Genomic DNA, 17293 nt, shown 5'->3' with positions numbered 1-17293 from the left:
CGTGGCGGTCGGCCGATATGGCGGGGTTCGACGACGTGGTCGTCGCAGAAGACGTAGAGTGCGGTCAGAAGGGTGTCCAGGTCTCGTTTCACACCAAGACTCTGCGGCACCCTTCGCTGTGTCCGCTGAACATGCCCTAGGGGCCCTGGGTGTCCTCCTTGAGCGCCGCCACCGCGCCCGGGACGTCGTCCACCACGACCGCGTCCATCCCCGCCCCCGCGAAGCGCGCGGCGTCCACCGGGTCCGGACACCACGAGATGATCTCCAACCCGGCCCGGTGGGCCACCTCCACCGTGAAGTCCAGCGGTCGGCGGCCGGGCCGCGGCCCGTCGCCGGTCACACCGAGCGCGCGGGCGTCGACCGCCACCACCGGGCAGCCCATGCCCGCGGCGCCGGCGATCGCGGAGTCCGCCGGGTTGCGCACGTACGGCATCCACGCCGTCGGAACCCCGGGGGCGCCCTCGCGGACCGACAACAGCAGTCCGGGGTCGAAGGAGCAGACGAACAGTCTGCGGCGCTTGGCCTCCCGGCGCAGGAAGGGAAGGAGGAGGGAGACGGTCCGTCGCGCGGGTGCGTCCACCGTGTCCTCCATCACAGTTTTGACGTCCACGTCCAGTCCGATCCCGTCGGGGATCGCGGCCAGTCCCTCTTCCAGTCCCACCAGGCCCGCCTTCCGGCACTCCGCCGCGCTCAAGTCCACGACCGCGCGGCCGTCGTCCAGCGCGGCGTTGTGGAAGAGCACCAGTTGGTCGTCGGCGGTGCGGCGCACGTCGATCTCGATCCAGTCCGCTCCGGTGCGCGCGGCCAACTCGAAGGAGGCCTCGGTGTTCTCCGTCGTCCCGTCCACGACACCCCGGCCCGCACCCCGGTGCCCGATGACCTCGGTCGGCTCGAATACCCCGCTCACGAACCCGCACCCGCCTTCTGCGGCGCACGGCTCCGCCGGAGCAGCGTTTCGGCTACCTCGACGTCGCCCGGGTTGGTGACCTTGATGTTGCTCTCCTCCCCGGGCACGATCCGCACCTCTTCTTCGGGCAGGTAGCGCAGCACCACACCGCAGTCGTCGGTGGCCACCAGAGCCGGATCGGCCATGGCAAGCTCGTAGGCGCGCCTGGCCACACCCAACCGGAACCCCTGAGGGGTCTGCATCCTGCGCAGTTGGGAGCGGTCCGGCGTAGCGGTGACCGCCTCTCCGCCGGTCCGTCCCGGTGCGACTCGAACGACGGTGTCGCTGCTGGGCACCGCCACACCCACAGCTCCGGCCTCCCCGAGCACTGACACGCACGCCGCGACCGTTGCCGACCGGACCAGAGGGCGCGCGGCGTCGTGCAGCAGGGCGAGGTCGGAATCCGCGGCCGAGGCCATCGCGGACAGCGCAGCGTAGGAGGTGTCCGTCCTGGTCGCACCGCCCGGCATGACCTTGGTGACCTTCCTGAACCCGGCGTCGGCGACAATGTCCTCGACCCGGCCGATCCAGGTGTCCACCATCAGCACGACGATCTCGTCCACCTCGGGGCTGGCTTCGAAGGCCGCGATCGAGTGCTCGATGATGGGGCGGCCGTCCAACGGCAGCAGCTGTTTGGGGGAGGCATCGCCCATGCGGGCGCCGACCCCTCCGGCCAGAACCGCCGCGATCACCCGCGGACCTGTGGACATTGCTCTCCAACTTTCCTGAGGCTGGACGTCAGGGGCCGACCCTAGCCGAAGGAGGCTGACGTCGGGTGGGGAGCGGGTGCCGGTCCGGAGTTCGGGGGAGGGGTTGGCGAGCCGGATCCGGGACGGGCGGCACGTGGTTGGCACGGTCTGTCCCATGCAGCGGTAACCTGTGGACGCCTGTTAGGCGTGCCCGGTCCATACCTCCTCTGATTCGGTCGTGGAGCCGGGCGCGGTCCGTGACGTCCCCTGGTCACCCGGACACGCCCCCGTGCCGGCCCCGGTGAGGGTAGGACCGCGTAGACGGCTGGTGCGCGCAGGCGAGTTCGTAGACGCGACTGTCCGGCACACCGTGAACCGGACGATCTCAAACCTTGGAGGTGGCGGTGGCGTCAAGGACGCTGGCCGTCTGGGAGCACCGGAAGGTCGTCGGCCTCCTGGTCCGGCGCGACCTGAAGGTCAAGTACCAGCAGTCCGTGCTGGGTTACGCCTGGACGATGTTGGAACCCCTCGCGCTGACGTTGGTGTACTACTTCGTCTTCGGCGTCGTTCTCAACGCGGACCGGGGCATACCTGAGGACGCACAGCCCTACGGCGGCTTCATCCTCTACCTCGTCGCGGGCATCCTGCCTTGGACCACTTTCGGAGCGATCCTCAGCGAGGCGCCCCGTGCGATGATCACGCACGCGAAGCTGATCACCACGATGAAGGTGCCGCGGGAGATCTTTCCCATGGCCACCGTCGGCACCAAGTTCATCGAGTACCTGCTCACCTGGCCGGTTCTGCTGATCTTCGTGTTCGCCCTTGGCGGCCAGTTCTCCTGGGAGGGCATGTTCGTCTGGCTGCCGCTGGCGATCGTGCTGACGTTCATGTTCGGCCTGGGCATCACCTTGTTCCTGTCCGCGGTGAACGTGTTGCTCCGGGACATCGAGCGACTGACGCGTATCCTGACCCGCCTGTTGTTCTACGGGTCCGCGATCCTGTTCCCGGCCGCGATGGTGCTTCAGTCCAACGCCCCTGAATGGGCGAAGAACCTCTACGAGCTCAATCCGCTGATGGGTATCTTCCAGATGCACCGCGCTATCTGGTTCGCTGGATTCGAGGAACTAACGCCGAGTCCCCTCGCGTTGACCTCGGCGGTGGTCGGTTCGATCCTGATGCTCGTCATCGGATACTGGACGTTCCGCCGTCTGGAGACGTCCGTACTGAAGGAGTTGTGATGGCGTCCACCTATGAGGCCGCGGTCACCAGCGGTCCGGTCATCGAGGCCAAGGGCCTCGGTGTGAAATTCGCCGTGAACCGCCGACGCAAGCGCAGTCTCCGTGAGATGTTCATCCACGGCAACAAGCGCGACCCCAACGCCGAGGGCGACGATTTCTGGCCTCTGCGCGACGTGTCCTTCGACATCGCCAAGGGCGACTGCGTGGGCATCGTGGGTAAGAACGGCACCGGCAAGTCGACGCTGCTCAAGCTGATCGCCGGGGTACTCATCCCGGACGAGGGCAAGGTCAGCGTGCACGGCAAGGTCGCGCCGCTCCTGGAGTTGCGCGCCGGGTTCAACGACAACCTGACCGGCCGGGAGAACGTGTACCTGGTCGGCTCCCTGCACGGCATGACCGAGAAGATGATCGACGAGCGCTTCGACGAGATCGTCGACTTCGCGGAGATCAAGCCGAAGTTCGTCGACACCCCGATCCGGCACTACTCCAGCGGCATGAAGGTGCGTCTGGGCTTCGCGCTCATCTCCCAGTTGGAGCACCCGATCATGCTGGTCGACGAGGTGCTCGCGGTGGGCGACAAGGCCTTCAAGCGCAAGAGCTACGAGGCCATCGACCGGATGCTGGCCAACGACCGCACGATGGTCCTGGTCTCCCACAACGAGAAGGACCTGCGCCGCTTCTGCAACCGCGGCCTCTACGTCAAGGGTGGCACGCTGGCCCTGGACACCGACATCGACTCCGCCCTGGCCGCGTACAACGAGGACACGAAGGTGGAGATCGAGGAGCGCAAGAAGAAGGACGCGGCGAAGAAGAAGCGCGCCGAAGCGGCCGAGAAGAAGGTCGAGTCGGAACAGAAGGACCTCGAAGCGGACACCGAGACGAAGAAGGCCGACGGCCAGAAGAAGGACGGCGAGAAGAACGACGGGGGCAACGACGGCGGCCAGACCGCCTGACCGGACGGTGCCGTCCCGAACCACTGGCGGGGGTACCCCGGACTACTGGCGGGGCAACCCCGAGCGAAGTGCGCATCCCGGACTGTTCCGGTGGTGCGCTCTTTGTTGTCTGGGCCTGTCCGAAAGGCCCTCAGAGCAACCAAATCGGGGTACCGATCCCCATACGCGTGTCAGTGGTTGATTGCATACAGAGGGTGGGACACGGTGACTCTCAGTTGAAACTGGGAGGGTACGGGCATGGCCAACGGCACAGTGGCGCGGACGGTCGCGCGGATGTTGGAGCGCAGGTACGTCACTCGGACGGGGGTGACGCGCATCGCCGTCCTGCTGGCCGTCGCCGCGGCCGTCTGGTTCAGCCGGGCCGACCTCGTGGGTGCCGTCGCCGGGTCGGTCCTGCTCGGACTGGTCCTGTTCTGTGACGCGGTCAGGGCCAAGATGCGGGCCAACCGGCGGGACGCGCTCACCCTGTGGACCGTGTCCATGGCGGCCCAGCTCAGGGAGTACGCCGTCTACGTGGGGCTCGCCTTCGGCGCGGCTGCCGCGGGGTCGGCCAGCGCCTGGGGCTGGGCGGCCGGGGCACTGATCGCCTTGGCCCTGCGTGACACCCTCTTGGTGGCCCGCTCGGCCCCGCCGGCGGCCTCGGGGCCGAAGCCCCTGATCGTGCCCGCGCAGCGGCGAGCTGAAGGGCTCACGGCGCCGCAGCGGCCCGCACAAGCCCCAGCCCCCGGCCAAGCCCCTGCCCTCGACCAGGCCCAAGCGGAGAGCTCCGGTCGCGCCGATGCCGTTCCGATGCCCCTCCTCGCCCGCCAGGTCATGGTCTTCGGCCAGCCGATCCGCTTTCTCGTGATCGCCGTCACGGTGACCGTATGGGACGCGAGGCTGGCCTTCGTCAGCCTCATCGTCGGCTGTGCGGTGGCGGTCACCGGAGAGCTCGTGGACCCGTCCTCCCGCGGTGCTCGCCGATGAGCGGGTCGGCGAATGCGTCGGCGGGGGAACCGACGGACGGGTCGGCAGGCGAACCCGGGCGACCGCGCGAGCGGCTCGCGCCCGCCGTTCCCGACCTGCGCTCCCTCCGTGATGACAGTCATATCGGGAATTTGCTGGGCAGACTCGTCCCCGGGGTGGCTCCGCCGCTGCTCACAGCCGTGGCCGGGACCGTGATCATCCTGGTGCTGACCGGGGGGAGCGGGGGAGAGCTGACAGGCATTACCCTGTTCGCACCGGTCGCTGCCCTGCTACTGTCCGGATTGGCCTCGGGCCACCCCCACCACGGACGGTACGACTGGCTCGTACCCCCGCTGCTGCGCGTTGCCGAGTACAGCTTCCTGGCGGTGGTGGGACTCGCGTCCGGTGTACCCGGTCCCCTGGTGTTCGTACTCTTGGTAGCAGTCGTCTGCCACCACCGCGACGATGTCGCACGTCCGTCGGTCGGGGTGAACCGGCCTGCGTGGCTGCGACGCGCCGCTCTCGGATGGGACGGACGCATGCTCGTCATCGCGGTCGGGGGCGCGTTTTCCGCGCTCACCGCCGCCTACGGCATACTCGCCGGGTACCTGGCGATCCTGCTCGTGCGCGAGGCCGTACGCACCTGGAGCGCCACACCGGTGACCGACGTGCGGGTCAGCGCCGCCGCGACAGGAAGTGGCGCCGCCGTCCAGGGGGATCGACCGATCGCCCGAAACGACGACGGGGGCCGACCGGCCACCGGAACGAACGGGGAGGCGTGAAGGCCTCCTCGAACTAAGGAGGAACACGCCCTCATGCTCGGAATGGTTCTCGCCGCAGGCGCGGGGCGCCGTCTGCGTCCCTACACCGACACCTTGCCCAAGGCCCTCGTGCCAGTCGACGGCGAGACGACCATCATGGACATCTCGCTGCGCAACCTGGCCGCCGCGGGGCTCACCGACGTCGTCGTCGTGGTCGGTTACCGCGCCGAGGCGGTGGAGGAGCGCAAGGAGGCGATGGAGGAGCGCCACGGCGTGAAGCTCACCCTCAGCTACAACGACAAGGCCGAGGAGTGGAACAACGCATACTCGCTCTGGACCGCACGTGAGTTCTTCTCCGAGGGCGTCCTCCTTGTCAACGGTGACACCGTGCACCCGGTGAGCATCGAGGAAACGCTACTCGCCGCCCGGGGACCGGAACTGCTCCTCGCGGTGGACAACGTGAAAAACCTCGCTGAAGAGGAGATGAAGGTCACCCTCGACGAGGGTGGTCACATCCAGAACATCACCAAGCTGATGGACCCGGCCTCCGCCGCCGGCGAGTACATCGGCGCCACCCTCATCGAGGGCTCGCTCGCACCGCGCCTGGCCGACGCCCTGAAGGCCACCTGGGAGCGCGACCCGCAGCTGTACTACGAGGACGGCTACCAAGAGCTCGTCCGCCGCGGCGAGAAGCTCTCCGTCGCCCCCATCGGCAAGGTGGACTGGGTCGAGGTCGACGACCACGACGACCTGGCCAAGGCAAGGGAGATCGCGTGCCACTACTAGCCCGAATGCTGCCCTCACCCCTGACGATCGACGTGCGTCGGGGGGCCATCGCCTCGCTCGGAACGGTGCTGGCCGACAGCCGCATCGCCACCGAGGGCCGCATCGCTGTCGCGGTGGGGCCGGGGCAGGGCGCGCAGATCGTCGCCGACCTGGACCTGCCCCAGTGCGAGATCTTCCAGGTCGACGAAGGCACCGTCGACGCGGCGGACGAACTGGGTAAGAAGCTGCGTTCCGGCGCCTACGAAGCCGTGGCCGGTGTCGGCGGCGGCAAGACCATCGACGTCACCAAGTTCGCCGCGACCATGGCGGGCATCCCCATGGTGGCCGTGGCCACGAACCTGGCCCACGACGGCATCGCCTCCCCCGTGAGCTCCTTGGAGCATGAGGGCGGAAAGCCGTCGATCGGTGTCACCATGCCCCTCGCGGTGGTCATCGACGTCGACTACGTCCAGGCGGCCCCCGCGCACCTGGTCCGGTCCGGGGTCGGTGACGTGGTCAGCAACATCTCGGCCATCGAGGACTGGGACCTGGCGGGGCGGGTGAACGGCGAGCAGGTGGACGGCATGGCGGTCACCTTCGCGCGGGTCGCGGCCGAGGCGGTACTGCACCGCCCGGACTCGATCGAGTCCGACGGCTTCCTCAAGGTCCTGGCCGAGGGGCTGGTGCTGTCCGGCATGGCCATGACGGTCGCAGGGTCCAGCCGTCCGGCCAGTGGCGCCTGCCACGAGATCCTGCACGCCGTCACCCAGCTCTACCCGGGGACCAGCAACCACGGAGAGCTCGCCGGCCTGGGCGCCCTGTACGCGTCCTACCTGCGGGTCAAGCACCTGGACTGGCCGCAGGCGCGACTGGAGGAGATCCGCTCCTGCCTGCTCCGGCACAACCTGCCCATCGTGCCGGAAGACGTCGGCCTCGACCAGGCGTCGTTCGCGCGGGCCGTGGCGCACGCCCCGGGCACCCGTCCGGGCCGGTTCACCATCCTTGAACACCTGAACCTCTCCGAGGACGAGATCGGGCGGAGTGTCGCGGACTATGTCGAAGCCGTCGGTCGCTGAGGTCCGCGCGGGCGGCCAGCCCGCGGGGATCAAGGAGCGCGTCAACGAGGAGCACTGGGCCGGCCGTCTCTACATGCGGGACATATCCCCGTATCTGACGACCTTCTTCGTGCGTCTGCGCGTGCCGCCGAACCCCATCACGTACCTGATGATGGTGTTCGGCGTGCTTGCCGGGGTCATCGTGGCATTCGGCGGGCTCTGGTCGGCGATCCTCGCCGCCGTGTTCGTGCAGATCTACCTCTTGTTGGACTGCTCCGACGGTGAGGTGGCCCGGTACACGGGCCGCACCAGCGTGGCCGGTATCTACCTGGACCGCATCGGCCACTACGTGTCCGAGGTCGCCCTGCTGATCGGTCTGGGCATCCGCGCCCAGGGCGAGTTCGAGTCGGGCGGCTGGGTCATCCTGGGCATGACGGCCGCGCTGGGTGTCGTGCTGATCAAGGCCGAGACCGACAACGTGGTGGTCGCCCGCGCCAAGGCGGGCCTGCCGGAGAAGATCACGGACGAGGCCATGAAGCCCCGTTCGTCCGGGCTGAGCCTGGCTCGGAGGCTGGCCTCCGCGCTGAAGGTGCACCGCCTCATCCAAGCGGTCGAACTGTCCCTCATCGTGGTGGTGGCGGCCGTCGCCGACTTGTTCCTGGGGGACCTGGTGGCCACCCGGATCCTGGTCGTGGCCTGTGCCGCCGTAGCGGTGCTGATGAGCTTCGCGCACTTCGTGAGCGTGCTCGCCTCCCGGCGCCTCGAGTAACGCGCCCAGAACAATTCGGCGCCACGTACGGAGCCGTGGACGATACCCCGTTCACGGCTCCGTACACTTCTCTTTTATTCTTTCGTTAGTCTGTTTCTGCGATGGTTGACGTGTGTCCACCTGTCAGCCGCACTTCGTCCACTGAACGGTCGCAACCATGGCCACACCCGTGATCCCGCCCTCACCAGGCTCCGGAACGTCCGCGACGGAGGACTCCCAGGTGCCCCGAGCGGAACGGAGCAGTTCCCAGGTGCCCGGTACCGGAAAACCCACCCTGTCCTGTGTCCTCCTCACCATGGGCACCCGCCCGGCCGAGCTGCGGCGCGCGATCACCAGTGTGTTCGAGCAGGAGGGCGCCGACGTCGAGGTGGTCGTCGTCAGCAACGGCGCCGAGCTGCCCGAACTCCCAGAGGGCGTCAGCACCGTGCCCCTTCCGGAGAACGTGGGCATCCCCGAGGGCCGTAACCACGGCGTGCGCGCCACCAAGGGCGATGTCGTCCTGTTCCTGGACGACGACGGCTGGTACCGCTCCATGGACCTCGCCCGCCACGTACGCGAGCGCTTCGCGGACGACCCCGCGCTGGGCGCCCTGTCCTTCCGTATCGCCGACCCCGACGGCGGCCCGGACCAGCGGCGCCACGTACCCCGGCTGCGTGTCGGCGACTCCCGGAAGTCGAGCCGGGTCACCACCTTCCTCGGCGGGGCCAGTGCGGTCCGCCGGACGGCTTTCGACGAGGGCGGCGGGCTCCCTGGAGAGTTCTTCTACGCCCACGAGGAGACCGATCTGGCCTGGCGCATCATGGACGCCGGCTACACCATCGAGTACGACGCCGACGCCGTGATGTACCACCCCGCGGTGGCGCCCACCAGGCACGAGAACTTCTACCGGCTCAACGCCCGCAACCGGGTGTGGCTGGCCCGCCGCAACCTGCCGTGGCCCCTGGCCTTCGCCTACTTGGGCACCTGGGTGGGGCTGACCGTGATGCGCGAGCGCGACCGTGCCGCGCTGAAGTCGTGGTTCGCCGGTTTCCGCGAGGGCTGGCGCGAGGACCCGGGACGCCGCACTCCCATCAGCTGGCGCACCGCTTGGCGCATGACGCGAGCAGGGCGTCCCCCGGTGATCTAACCTCGGGGTGTCCCCGTCCCCAAGGAGAGTGTTCGTCCATTATGTTCACCGGTCCGATCCTCCTGATCTTCCTGTTCCTGCTCCTGATCATCATCGGCCTCGTGGTGACGCTCGTGATCGTGTCCACGAGGAAGAAGCAGTCCGGGCCGCACGCGGGCCAGGACAAATACGGCCAGTACCCGTCGCAGGGCCAGTACCCCCAGACGCACCCCGGCCAGCAGCCGCCGCACGGGTACAACCAGCCGCCGCACCAGGGCCACCCCGGCCAGTACCCGCCGCCCGAGCAGCCGCCCGGCCAACCGCAGGCGCCGCAGCCTCCCGGCCCCCAGGGCCCGGGGCCGCAGAACCCCCAGCACTGAGGAGGGGGCAGACACCGTGCGGCACCCGCCCCCTCTTCAGCAGCTGAACGGGTGCCTCAGCCGGTCGCGGCGTCCACGGGGCGGACCTCAGGTGTCTGCGTGGTCGGTACGAAGTGCGGCCAGGTGGGCGTCCCGCATTCGGCCGCGTGGAGTGCCGCGCGGACATTCGCGGAGAACAACCGGATAGCGTCTTCCCGGCTGTCGGCACGTACGCCCATCGTCACGCCGAGGGTTCGCTGGGCCAGGCTGCCGACCACGTCGGGGTCGATGATGCCCGGGTCGCACTCCTGGAGGTTGTCCAGCTCGTCGATGAAACGGTCGGCGAAGGCGTCGAAGTCACTGTCGGTGGTGGTGCCGTTGCGGCTTTCGAACGACAGGTCGACTGCCAAATGGTGGGTGTTCACCGGTCCTGTTCCTCCCAGCAAGTGGCTCGTCGCAGCTGACCGAGGAGATCTTTCAGGTAGTTCGCCCCTGAGGGTGAGAGCTTAACGGTCTTGAAGTGCTTGTCCCCGCAGGTGCAGTACATCTTGTAGTACTTCTTCCTGCGTTCGACACGCCATCCTCTGGACTCCGCACCCTTGAGTACCGATTCCAGGTCCTTGTCGGGGTGGCGTGGTCGAACCATGCGGTATCCCAGCTGTTCAGCGTGTCCGGATGTCGACGCCGGGACTGGGACAGCCCAAGCGTAGAACAGACGGTACGGCGTCGGGAAGCCGGAGGTCGGAGGTTTGGGGAAAACCGGGACTTACGGCAGAGGGCGGGCGCCTTACGGCGCCCGCCCCCTCGTGGGTGTGGATCAGACTTCAGTGACGGCCACGTCGTACTCCAGCCGCTCCAGGCGGTCGAACCACGCGTCGGGGCCGGGCTTGCCGACGTTCATGACGACGAGCGGGGTCTGGGTGGAGCCCTCGCCGAAGAACTCGTTGCGGACGCCCTCGGCGTCGAAGCCGCTCATCGGGCCGGCGGCCAGGCCGGCCGCGCGGACACCGACGATCAGGTAGCCGACCTGTAGGAGCGCGTTCTGCAGGGCCATGGACTCACGGGCCTCGACCGGCATGCCCGCGAAGTTCTCGCGGGCGTCCGGCACGACGGGGAAGGTCGTGGGGAAGTGCTCGTGGAAGGAGCTGTCCGCCGAGAGGACCAGGGCGAGCGGGGCCGTGGAGGTCTTGGGGGCGTTGTTGCCGGCCATGTGCTTCACCAGGCGCTCGCGGGCCTCGGGGGAGCGGACGACGGTGACGCGCAGCGGCTGGTTGTTCATCGCCGTGGGGCCGTACTTGACCAGGTCGTAGATGGCACGCATCTGCTCGTCGGTCACCGGCTCGTCGGTGAAGGTGTTGGCGGTGCGGGCACTGCGGAACAGCAGGTCCTGCGTGTCCTTGTCCAGGACCAGGTTGTCAGTCATGTCGTACCTCGGCCGTGCTTGTGGGTAGGGAAGTGCCGTGCGAAGCGGCACCGGGCACAACATAGTTGACTGGGAAGATATTTCTATGAGCAACGATGTGTGAGTTCGTTCACTGAGCCGGGTGCGCGGCGGCCTGGGACGGCCGGATCGGCCGAGGGGAGCGCTGCCGCGGGACCCGCTGGCCGGACGTGCGCCGCCGCTGGAAGAGGGAGCTCGGCTCGCTCGCCTCAGCCACCCACTCCTCCAGCCGCTTCACGAACAGCCGCGCCTGGACCGGCCAGTGGAACGACACCTGCGCGATCCGGTGGCCGTTCCGGGCGTACTCGAGGCGGGTGCGCTCGTCGCGGCGCAGCTCCAACACGGCCCGCGCGGCGGCCGACGGGTCCTCGAAGGGCACGACCGTTCCGGTCCGCCCCTCCGGGCGCTTGGACACCAGCGCCTCGGCCAAGGGGTTGGGGGTGGTGACCACCGGCAGGCCATGGGCCATGTACTCCACCACCTTCGTGGGCAGGGAATGCCGGTAGTTGTCGGTGTCGTGCAGGAGGCTGATTCCGGCCAGGGCTCCGGACGCCATGCGCAGGGCGCGGTCGTTCGGGACGAAGCCGTACCAGTGCAGGGCGTTCTCCTGGTGGGCTTCGCGCAGCAGAGGGCGGACCCCGTGGTCGGCGCCGCCGATGACCTCCAGGCGGACACCGTGGTCGCGCAGCTCGCGGCCCATCTCGACGAGGTCCTCGGCGCCCCGCGCCCGTGAGACGTGCCCCAGGTAGACGACCCGGTCGTCACCGGGCTCGCGGTGTGGTCTGTCAGGTACCTCGGTGGTGTTGGGCACCACCATGTGTTCCGCGCGGAACCTGGCGCGGTAGCCCTCCTCCGCCAGCAGCAGGTGCATCTTGCGTTCGGCGCGGCGCTCGAAGCCGCGCACCACGCTGCCGAGCGGCTTCCGTAGCGGACGGGGCACCCACGGTTTGGTGAGCAGGGCGGAGGCCGTGTCCTCGTGGATGTCCCAAACGGTCACCGGGCGTTTGGCGGGCAGCGCCAACAGGAGTTCGGGATCGTGGAAGAGCAGCAGGTCCGCTTCGGGCGCGAGCCGGGCCAGGATCGCGCGGGCAGCACGGATCGACGCGAGCCGGTCGCGGCCGGAGGCGCGCGGCACGTCAACCGAGCGGATCTCGTCCCAGGGGGTTACACCGCACTCCCGGAACGGGGCGACGTAGGTCACCGTGTGCCCTGCGTCCACCAAGGACCGAATCTGGCGGTGCAGGATCCGGGCATCCTCTGGGTGGTGCACAATCGTGGCCACAAGTGCGTGCATCGAGATCACCTACGCGTGTCACCGGTTGTTCGGTCTACTGCGATGATCCGCCGCTACGAGGCGGTATCAGCTGCACGACACGGTATTCACCTGCGGAAACACGCTGAGGAAAGCCGGGTGGACACGCGGGGTGATTCGGGTGAACCTTCGGTTGGGTGTTGGTGAACGCACGAAGGCACGCCGCCGAACGCCGCCTGGCGCCCGGGTGGGCGTGCCTTGCCCCGGTCCTGTGAAGGGGGCTCTTCGCCTGAGTGGTCCGGCTCCTTACCGGATCTGGATCCTTACAGGACCTCGATTCCCTCGCGCTGGACCTGGCGGCGGACCTGAGCCGGGACTTCGGTGACGGCGTCGGAGTCCGGTTCGGAGCGCCTGAGGACGCCTCGCGTATCCAGGAGCAGCCGCGCGTACTCGATGAGGCGTTTGGGCCGGTAGTCGGTGTGGTCGGTCAGCAGGATGGTGAGGTCGGCTTCGGCTAGCGCCTGGTCGAGGTCGGTGGAACGCGGTATGTCCACCCCGTCCACCTGCCAGGACTCCACGTGCACGTCGTGGTAGGTCAGGGTGGCGCCTTTGGCGGCGAGCTTGCGGGCCACCGGTCGGGCGGGCGACTCGCGCTGGTCGGCGATGTCGGCCTTGTAGGTCACCCCCAGCAGCAGGACCTTGGAACGGGAGAGCGCCAGACCGGAGTCGTTGAGCAACTCCTGGGCGCGCTGGGTCACGTACGCGGGCATCCGGCCGTTGATCTCCTGGGCCAGCTCGACGAACCGGAAGGGGTAGCCGAGGGTCTTGACCTTGTAGGAGAGGTAGTTCGGGTCGATCGGGATGCAGTGGCCGCCCACCCCCGGCCCCGGGTAGAAGGCCTGGAAGCCGAACGGCTTGGTCGCCGCCGCGGAGATCGAGTCCCACAGGTCGATGCCCAACTCCTGGCAGAAGACGGCCATCTCGTTCACCAGGGCGATGTTGACGTGCCGGTAAGTGTTCTCGAGCAGCTTGGCCATCTCGGCCTCGCGGGTTCCGCGCGCTCGGACCACCGTCTTCACGAAGTTCTCGTAGAAGGCACCGGCTGCCTCCCCGCACTCCGGAGTCAGGCCGCCGACGACCTTGGGCGTGTTGGCCACACCGAAGGTGGGGTTGCCCGGGTCGATCCGCTCCGGCGAGAACGCCAGGTGGAAGTCGGCTCCGGCGACCAGGCCGGACTCCTCCAGGAGCGGACGCACGACCTCCTCGGTGGTACCCGGGTAGGTGGTGGACTCCAGGATCACCAGTGTCCCGGGGGACAGGTGGGCGGCGATGGCCTTGGCCGCGGAGGTGACCGCACCGAGGTCCGGCCCTCCCTCCGGCGACAGGGGCGTGGGCACACAGATGACGATGGTGCGCGCCTTGGTCACACACGCCGGGTCCGTGGTCGCGGTGAACCCCTGGCCCAGCATCGCGCTCACGTCTTCCGACGACAGGTCGTCGATGTGTGACGAGGCCTTGTTCAGGCCGTCGACCACGTGCGTGCTGACATCGAAGCCGGTCACCCTCAGCCCGGACGACGCGGCGGCGGCCGCCAGGGGCAGACCGACGTATCCGAGGCCGAGGACGACGAGGTCACTGGCTGAGCCGGAGCTCTGTTCGGGGACAGTGGCTGGGTTGGAGGCTGCGGCATCCACTTTGTGGTCACACTCGCATTCAATAGGTGAACGGGCGTAAATGGTCGAGGACAGCCATTCAGAGTGCTGGACGTCCGAGTGTAGACAGACGTTGCCCCCTGTTACGGGTTCTGGCCTGGTTCGGACATTTTTCGAATGAGAACCCGATACGCCTGGTTGTAGCGGTATACGGCCTCGGCCCAGGTACGGTCCGCGCCAACACGGCTTTGACCTGCTTGGCCGTAGGACATCCGCTTTTGATGACTGTAGGCGAGTTTTGTGAGCACATCAGCTAGACGTGCCGATTCGCCCGCCGGAATTAACTCACCGGTCACCCCGGGTTCCACGATCTCTCGCAGAGCGGGAAGGTCACTCGCGACGACAGGGAGTCCTCCAGCCATGGCCTCCACGGGCTTCAAAGGTGTGACCAACCGGCAGACCCGGTCGTCACGGCGGGGGACCGCGAAGACGTCCAAGGCGGCGTGGTGGTGTCGGACCCGGTCGGCGGGCACCCTGCCCGGGAAGTGGGCTGCTCCGGACAGCCCCAGCCGCTCCGCCCGCTCCCGTAGTGCGGGGAGTTCCGGCCCGTCCCCGACCACCAGGGCATGGGCCGGTTCGCCGCGTTCCCGCAGGAGGGCCACGGCCTCCAAGAGCACGTCCAAACCTTCGTAACCGAAGCAGCTCGTGGTGGTGCCCGCGACGAACTCGTCCGGGCCGATGCCCAACTCCTCGCGGACCGCCGATCCGGAGGGGAGGGGCTCCAAGAACGAGGGGTCCACGGCGTTGGGCACGACCAGCAGACGTTCCCTGGGCACCCCTCGGGCCTCGATGTCGGCGCGCATGGCCTCGCCCAGCGTCACCACCAGGTCGGCGGCGAGCATGCACTCGGTCTCGTTGGCCCGTTCAGCTCGGTAGAAGGCGTCGCCGACGCCGCGGGAGGGGTCCCGGGACAGCCAGGACTCCTCCAGGAAACCGCGTACCTCGTAGACCACGGGCAGCCCGTGGAGGCGCCCCAGTTCCAGGGCCAGCCGCGCGTTGTGGTGGTTGCTCGCCGCGTGGAGTACGTCCGGGCGCACCGCCTCCACCAGCTTCGAAGCCAACCTGAGCCCTGATTCCAGCTCGTCGGCGTGGTTGGCGGGAGCCTTCCAAGGGATGAGGCGGTGGTACGGCACCCCGTCCACGCGCACGAGGGTGCGCGGGTCCGGTACGCCCTTGGTGAGCGGGTACCCGGCCCGGGTAACCGCGTGCACGTCCATCCCCGCCTCCCGCTGCGCGACCGCGATGCGGTGGGTGCGCTGGGTGTAGCCGGCGTTGGTGTGCGGCAGCGCGTTGGTGACCAGGTGCAGGACTCGGAGGCCTGCCCCGGGCTGCCCGGGATCGGTCGCCACGCGCCAGTGACCGGAGCCCGTGTCCGCCGGTCGCTGAGCGTTCACCGTGTCGTCAGGCCGCGTTCGGGCACCGCGGGTTAACGTGATTCCGTGATGGTCAGGCGAAACGGACGGGGCCGCGGGGACGGCGCGCCCCGTCGCCAGGGCCGTCCGGTGCTCCGCGGTGGTCCTGTGGGGCCCCGGCGGGATACGTTCGACCAGTTCGCGCGCGGTCTCCGCGTCTCCGGCGGCCAAGGCCGCGGCGACCAGGCGACCCGTGCGGCGGGCCGACGAGCCCGGCGCGGCGGACAGCAGTACCTCGCGTGCCTCCTCGCGCCGCCCCTGGTCCCACAGGGCGTAGGCGCGGGGCAGGGCACCCGAGCGTCGGGCCACGGCACGCGCCGCGTTCCGCATCGGGCCGGGCATAAGCCGAGGCGCCAGCAACGGCAGCCGGGCGGGGTCGGAGCGCAGCTGGTGCCAGGCCAAGGAAGCGGTGAACGTCACCGCCCGTGGCCAGAGGGCACGCGGACGCGGATCACGGGGTTCGGGAGTCTGGGTGTCATGCACGGTCAGTCACACAACCATGTGGACGTGGCCGGATGGTGACACCACGGCGACACGGACGGGACGACTGGGGCAAGGAAACCCACCGCCGCGCCCATCCGCCGGAAAAGCCCGTTTCGTCACCGTCGGCGCTCGCCCACGACACACCAGCACAGCACTCATCGCATCGGAACCAGAAGGAAACAGCCGTGGCAACCAACGCCCCTCTTGGCAGCCAGGACACCGGGATCGTGCACGTGGTCGGCGCCCGCCCCAACTTCGTGAAGGCCGCCCCGGTCGTCTCCGCGCTGCGGGGCCGCGGCGCCCACCAGACGGTCCTGCACACTGGTCAGCACTACGACGACCGCATGTCCGCCGTCTTCTTCCGCGATCTCGGCCTCCCCACCCCCGACATCGACCTCGGTGTCGGTTCCGGCTCGCACGCCGCGCAGACCGCCGCGCTCATGGTCGGGCTCGAACGGGAGTTCACCCGGGCCGCCCCCGGAATGGTCGTGGTCTACGGCGACGTCAACTCCACCGTGGCCGCGGCCCTGGTCGCCGCCAAGCTCGGTATCCCGGTCGCACACGTCGAGGCGGGCCTGCGCTCCTTCGACAACACCATGCCGGAGGAGATCAACCGCCGGGTCACCGACCAGCTCAGCGACCTGTGTTTCGCGACCAGCCCCGAGGCCGTCGGCCATCTGGCGGCTGAGGGCGTCTCCCCGGGCCGCGTCCACCTCGTCGGCAACCCGATGATCGACACGCTCCTGGGCAACCTCGACCGCTTCGACGCCGACGCGCTGCGCACCCGCCTCGACCTGCCCGAGAGCTACGTGGCGGCCACCCTGCACCGGCCCGCCAACGTCGACGATCCCGCCAACGTCGCGCGCCTGACCGAGCGCCTGCACGAGATCGCCGACCTCACCGACGTGGTCATGCCCGTGCACCCCCGTGGCAAGGAGGCCTTCGACCGTGCTGGGCTGGGCAACCACCCGCGCGTCCGCCTCCTCGAACCGCTTGGCTACCTCGACTTCGTCGCGCTCACCCGCGGCGCCTCGGCCGTGGTCACCGACTCCGGCGGAGTCCAGGAGGAGACCACCGTCCTCGGCGTTCCCTGCCTGACCCTGCGCCCCAACACCGAACGGCCGATCACCGTCACCCACGGCACCAACCAGCTGATCACCGACGCCGACCTCCTGCCGACCCTCAGCAAGGTCCTGGACGGCCGCACCGCGGAACGGATCGGCGACGTCCCGCCCCTCTGGGACGGGCGTTCCGGCGAGCGCATCGCCTCAGTCCTCACACAGTGGTCCAGGTGATTCCATGAACCCCGCACGCACCGACCCCACCCGCAGCAGTGCAGCACGCAGTAACACCGCACGCTCGAACCCCGCGCACACCACGTGCGAACCCGGATACCCCTCGGGCCCCG

17 protein-coding genes and 2 pseudogenes are annotated in these 17293 nt (G+C 68.8%); 10 read left to right on the top strand and 9 right to left on the bottom strand.

Features of this window, described 5'->3' with window-relative positions:
• The 3 genes and pseudogenes from ACYVD1_RS22630 to ACYVD1_RS22620 form a co-directional block, all read right to left on the bottom strand.
• Positions 1-92 (bottom strand): annotated as a pseudogene (locus tag ACYVD1_RS22630) (IS982 family transposase); the annotation flags it as partial.
• 44 nt (positions 93-136) lie between these two features.
• A complete protein-coding gene (locus tag ACYVD1_RS22625) occupies positions 137-907 on the bottom strand; it encodes a glycerophosphodiester phosphodiesterase (protein WP_460776315.1) in 771 nt (256 codons plus the stop codon).
• Positions 904-1656: an IspD/TarI family cytidylyltransferase gene (locus tag ACYVD1_RS22620; RefSeq protein WP_460776313.1), complete on the bottom strand. Its 753-nt coding sequence runs from the start codon at positions 1654-1656 to the stop codon at positions 904-906. The genes ACYVD1_RS22625 and ACYVD1_RS22620 overlap by 4 nt, the downstream gene beginning before the upstream one ends.
• Positions 1657-2027: 371 nt before the next feature.
• On the opposite strand from ACYVD1_RS22620, the gene ACYVD1_RS22615 reads away from it, so the two are divergent.
• From ACYVD1_RS22615 to ACYVD1_RS22575, 9 genes and pseudogenes are all read left to right on the top strand, one after another.
• A complete protein-coding gene (locus ACYVD1_RS22615) occupies positions 2028-2873 on the top strand; it encodes an ABC transporter permease (RefSeq protein WP_460746371.1) in 846 nt (281 codons plus the stop codon).
• Positions 2874-3070: 197 nt separating this feature from the next.
• Positions 3071-3826 (top strand): annotated as a pseudogene (locus ACYVD1_RS22610) (ABC transporter ATP-binding protein); the annotation flags it as partial.
• A 237-nt stretch (positions 3827-4063) separates the two neighbouring features.
• Positions 4064-4792, top strand: a complete 729-nt coding sequence (locus ACYVD1_RS22605; protein ID WP_460776309.1) for a hypothetical protein — start codon at positions 4064-4066, stop codon at positions 4790-4792.
• The gene (locus tag ACYVD1_RS22600) at positions 4789-5553 is read left to right on the top strand and encodes a DUF5941 domain-containing protein (protein ID WP_460776306.1); all 765 of its coding nucleotides are present in this window, start codon (positions 4789-4791) and stop codon (positions 5551-5553) included. Before ACYVD1_RS22605 ends, ACYVD1_RS22600 begins: the two co-directional genes overlap by 4 nt.
• 33 nt (positions 5554-5586) lie before the next feature.
• Positions 5587-6318: a phosphocholine cytidylyltransferase family protein gene (locus ACYVD1_RS22595; RefSeq protein WP_460776304.1), complete on the top strand. Its 732-nt coding sequence runs from the start codon at positions 5587-5589 to the stop codon at positions 6316-6318.
• 5 nt (positions 6319-6323) lie between these two features.
• Entirely contained in the window at positions 6324-7373 is a 1050-nt protein-coding gene (locus tag ACYVD1_RS22590) for an iron-containing alcohol dehydrogenase family protein (RefSeq protein ID WP_460746365.1), read from the top strand.
• Positions 7351-8121 carry a CDP-alcohol phosphatidyltransferase family protein gene (locus ACYVD1_RS22585; protein WP_460746363.1) on the top strand — a complete coding sequence of 257 codons (771 nt, stop codon included), beginning with the start codon at positions 7351-7353 and terminating at the stop codon, positions 8119-8121. Before ACYVD1_RS22590 ends, ACYVD1_RS22585 begins: the two co-directional genes overlap by 23 nt.
• Positions 8122-8416: 295 nt before the next feature.
• Entirely contained in the window at positions 8417-9247 is an 831-nt protein-coding gene (locus ACYVD1_RS22580) for a glycosyltransferase family 2 protein (protein WP_460776323.1), read from the top strand.
• 41 nt (positions 9248-9288) lie between these two features.
• Complete coding sequence (locus ACYVD1_RS22575; protein WP_460776300.1) at positions 9289-9606, top strand: hypothetical protein; 318 nt, start codon at positions 9289-9291, stop codon at positions 9604-9606.
• Between the two features lie 56 nt (positions 9607-9662).
• Here ACYVD1_RS22575 and ACYVD1_RS22570 read toward each other — a convergent pair whose 3' ends face one another.
• The 6 genes from ACYVD1_RS22570 to ACYVD1_RS22545 form a co-directional block, all read right to left on the bottom strand.
• The gene (locus tag ACYVD1_RS22570) at positions 9663-10010 is read right to left on the bottom strand and encodes a hypothetical protein (protein WP_460776297.1); all 348 of its coding nucleotides are present in this window, start codon (positions 10008-10010) and stop codon (positions 9663-9665) included.
• Positions 10007-10231 carry a hypothetical protein gene (locus ACYVD1_RS22565; RefSeq protein ID WP_460776294.1) on the bottom strand — a complete coding sequence of 75 codons (225 nt, stop codon included), beginning with the start codon at positions 10229-10231 and terminating at the stop codon, positions 10007-10009. The genes ACYVD1_RS22570 and ACYVD1_RS22565 overlap by 4 nt, the downstream gene beginning before the upstream one ends.
• Positions 10232-10402: 171 nt before the next feature.
• A complete protein-coding gene (locus ACYVD1_RS22560) occupies positions 10403-11008 on the bottom strand; it encodes a malonic semialdehyde reductase (protein WP_460776291.1) in 606 nt (201 codons plus the stop codon).
• A gap of 109 nt (positions 11009-11117) precedes the next feature.
• On the bottom strand, positions 11118-12320 hold the full coding sequence (locus tag ACYVD1_RS22555) for a glycosyltransferase (RefSeq protein WP_460776288.1): 1203 nt from the start codon (positions 12318-12320) through the stop codon (positions 11118-11120).
• A 281-nt stretch (positions 12321-12601) separates the two neighbouring features.
• Entirely contained in the window at positions 12602-13972 is a 1371-nt protein-coding gene (locus tag ACYVD1_RS22550; RefSeq protein WP_460776285.1) for a nucleotide sugar dehydrogenase, read from the bottom strand.
• Between the two features lie 101 nt (positions 13973-14073).
• Positions 14074-15822, bottom strand: coding sequence for a glycosyltransferase family 4 protein (locus ACYVD1_RS22545; RefSeq protein WP_460776283.1), 1749 nt, complete (start codon positions 15820-15822; stop codon positions 14074-14076).
• A 248-nt stretch (positions 15823-16070) separates the two neighbouring features.
• Here ACYVD1_RS22545 and wecB point away from each other — a divergent pair, with 248 nt between their 5' ends.
• Positions 16071-17180: a non-hydrolyzing UDP-N-acetylglucosamine 2-epimerase gene (gene wecB / locus ACYVD1_RS22540; protein ID WP_460776281.1), complete on the top strand. Its 1110-nt coding sequence runs from the start codon at positions 16071-16073 to the stop codon at positions 17178-17180.
• Positions 17181-17293: the final 113 nt, after the last annotated feature.

It is taken from the genome of Nocardiopsis nanhaiensis, from assembly GCF_054778635.1.
This window is presented reverse-complemented; position numbering and strand designations above follow the sequence as displayed.

What these genes read in the sequence shown, in the direction of transcription:
- ACYVD1_RS22620 (WP_460776313.1), bottom strand. Translation starts at nt 1,656, where the DNA reads ATGTCCACAGGTCCGCGGGTGATCGCGGCGGTTCTGGCCGGAGGGGTC.
- ACYVD1_RS22605 (WP_460776309.1), top strand. Translation starts at nt 4,064, where the DNA reads ATGGCCAACGGCACAGTGGCGCGGACGGTCGCGCGGATGTTGGAGCGC.
- ACYVD1_RS22600 (WP_460776306.1), top strand. Translation starts at nt 4,789, where the DNA reads ATGAGCGGGTCGGCGAATGCGTCGGCGGGGGAACCGACGGACGGGTCG.
- ACYVD1_RS22595 (WP_460776304.1), top strand. Translation starts at nt 5,587, where the DNA reads ATGCTCGGAATGGTTCTCGCCGCAGGCGCGGGGCGCCGTCTGCGTCCC.
- ACYVD1_RS22590 (WP_460746365.1), top strand. Translation starts at nt 6,324, where the DNA reads ATGCTGCCCTCACCCCTGACGATCGACGTGCGTCGGGGGGCCATCGCC.
- ACYVD1_RS22585 (WP_460746363.1), top strand. Translation starts at nt 7,351, where the DNA reads ATGTCGAAGCCGTCGGTCGCTGAGGTCCGCGCGGGCGGCCAGCCCGCG.
- ACYVD1_RS22580 (WP_460776323.1), top strand. Translation starts at nt 8,417, where the DNA reads ATGGGCACCCGCCCGGCCGAGCTGCGGCGCGCGATCACCAGTGTGTTC.
- ACYVD1_RS22575 (WP_460776300.1), top strand. Translation starts at nt 9,289, where the DNA reads ATGTTCACCGGTCCGATCCTCCTGATCTTCCTGTTCCTGCTCCTGATC.
- ACYVD1_RS22565 (WP_460776294.1), bottom strand. Translation starts at nt 10,231, where the DNA reads ATGGTTCGACCACGCCACCCCGACAAGGACCTGGAATCGGTACTCAAG.
- ACYVD1_RS22560 (WP_460776291.1), bottom strand. Translation starts at nt 11,008, where the DNA reads ATGACTGACAACCTGGTCCTGGACAAGGACACGCAGGACCTGCTGTTC.
- ACYVD1_RS22555 (WP_460776288.1), bottom strand. Translation starts at nt 12,320, where the DNA reads ATGCACGCACTTGTGGCCACGATTGTGCACCACCCAGAGGATGCCCGG.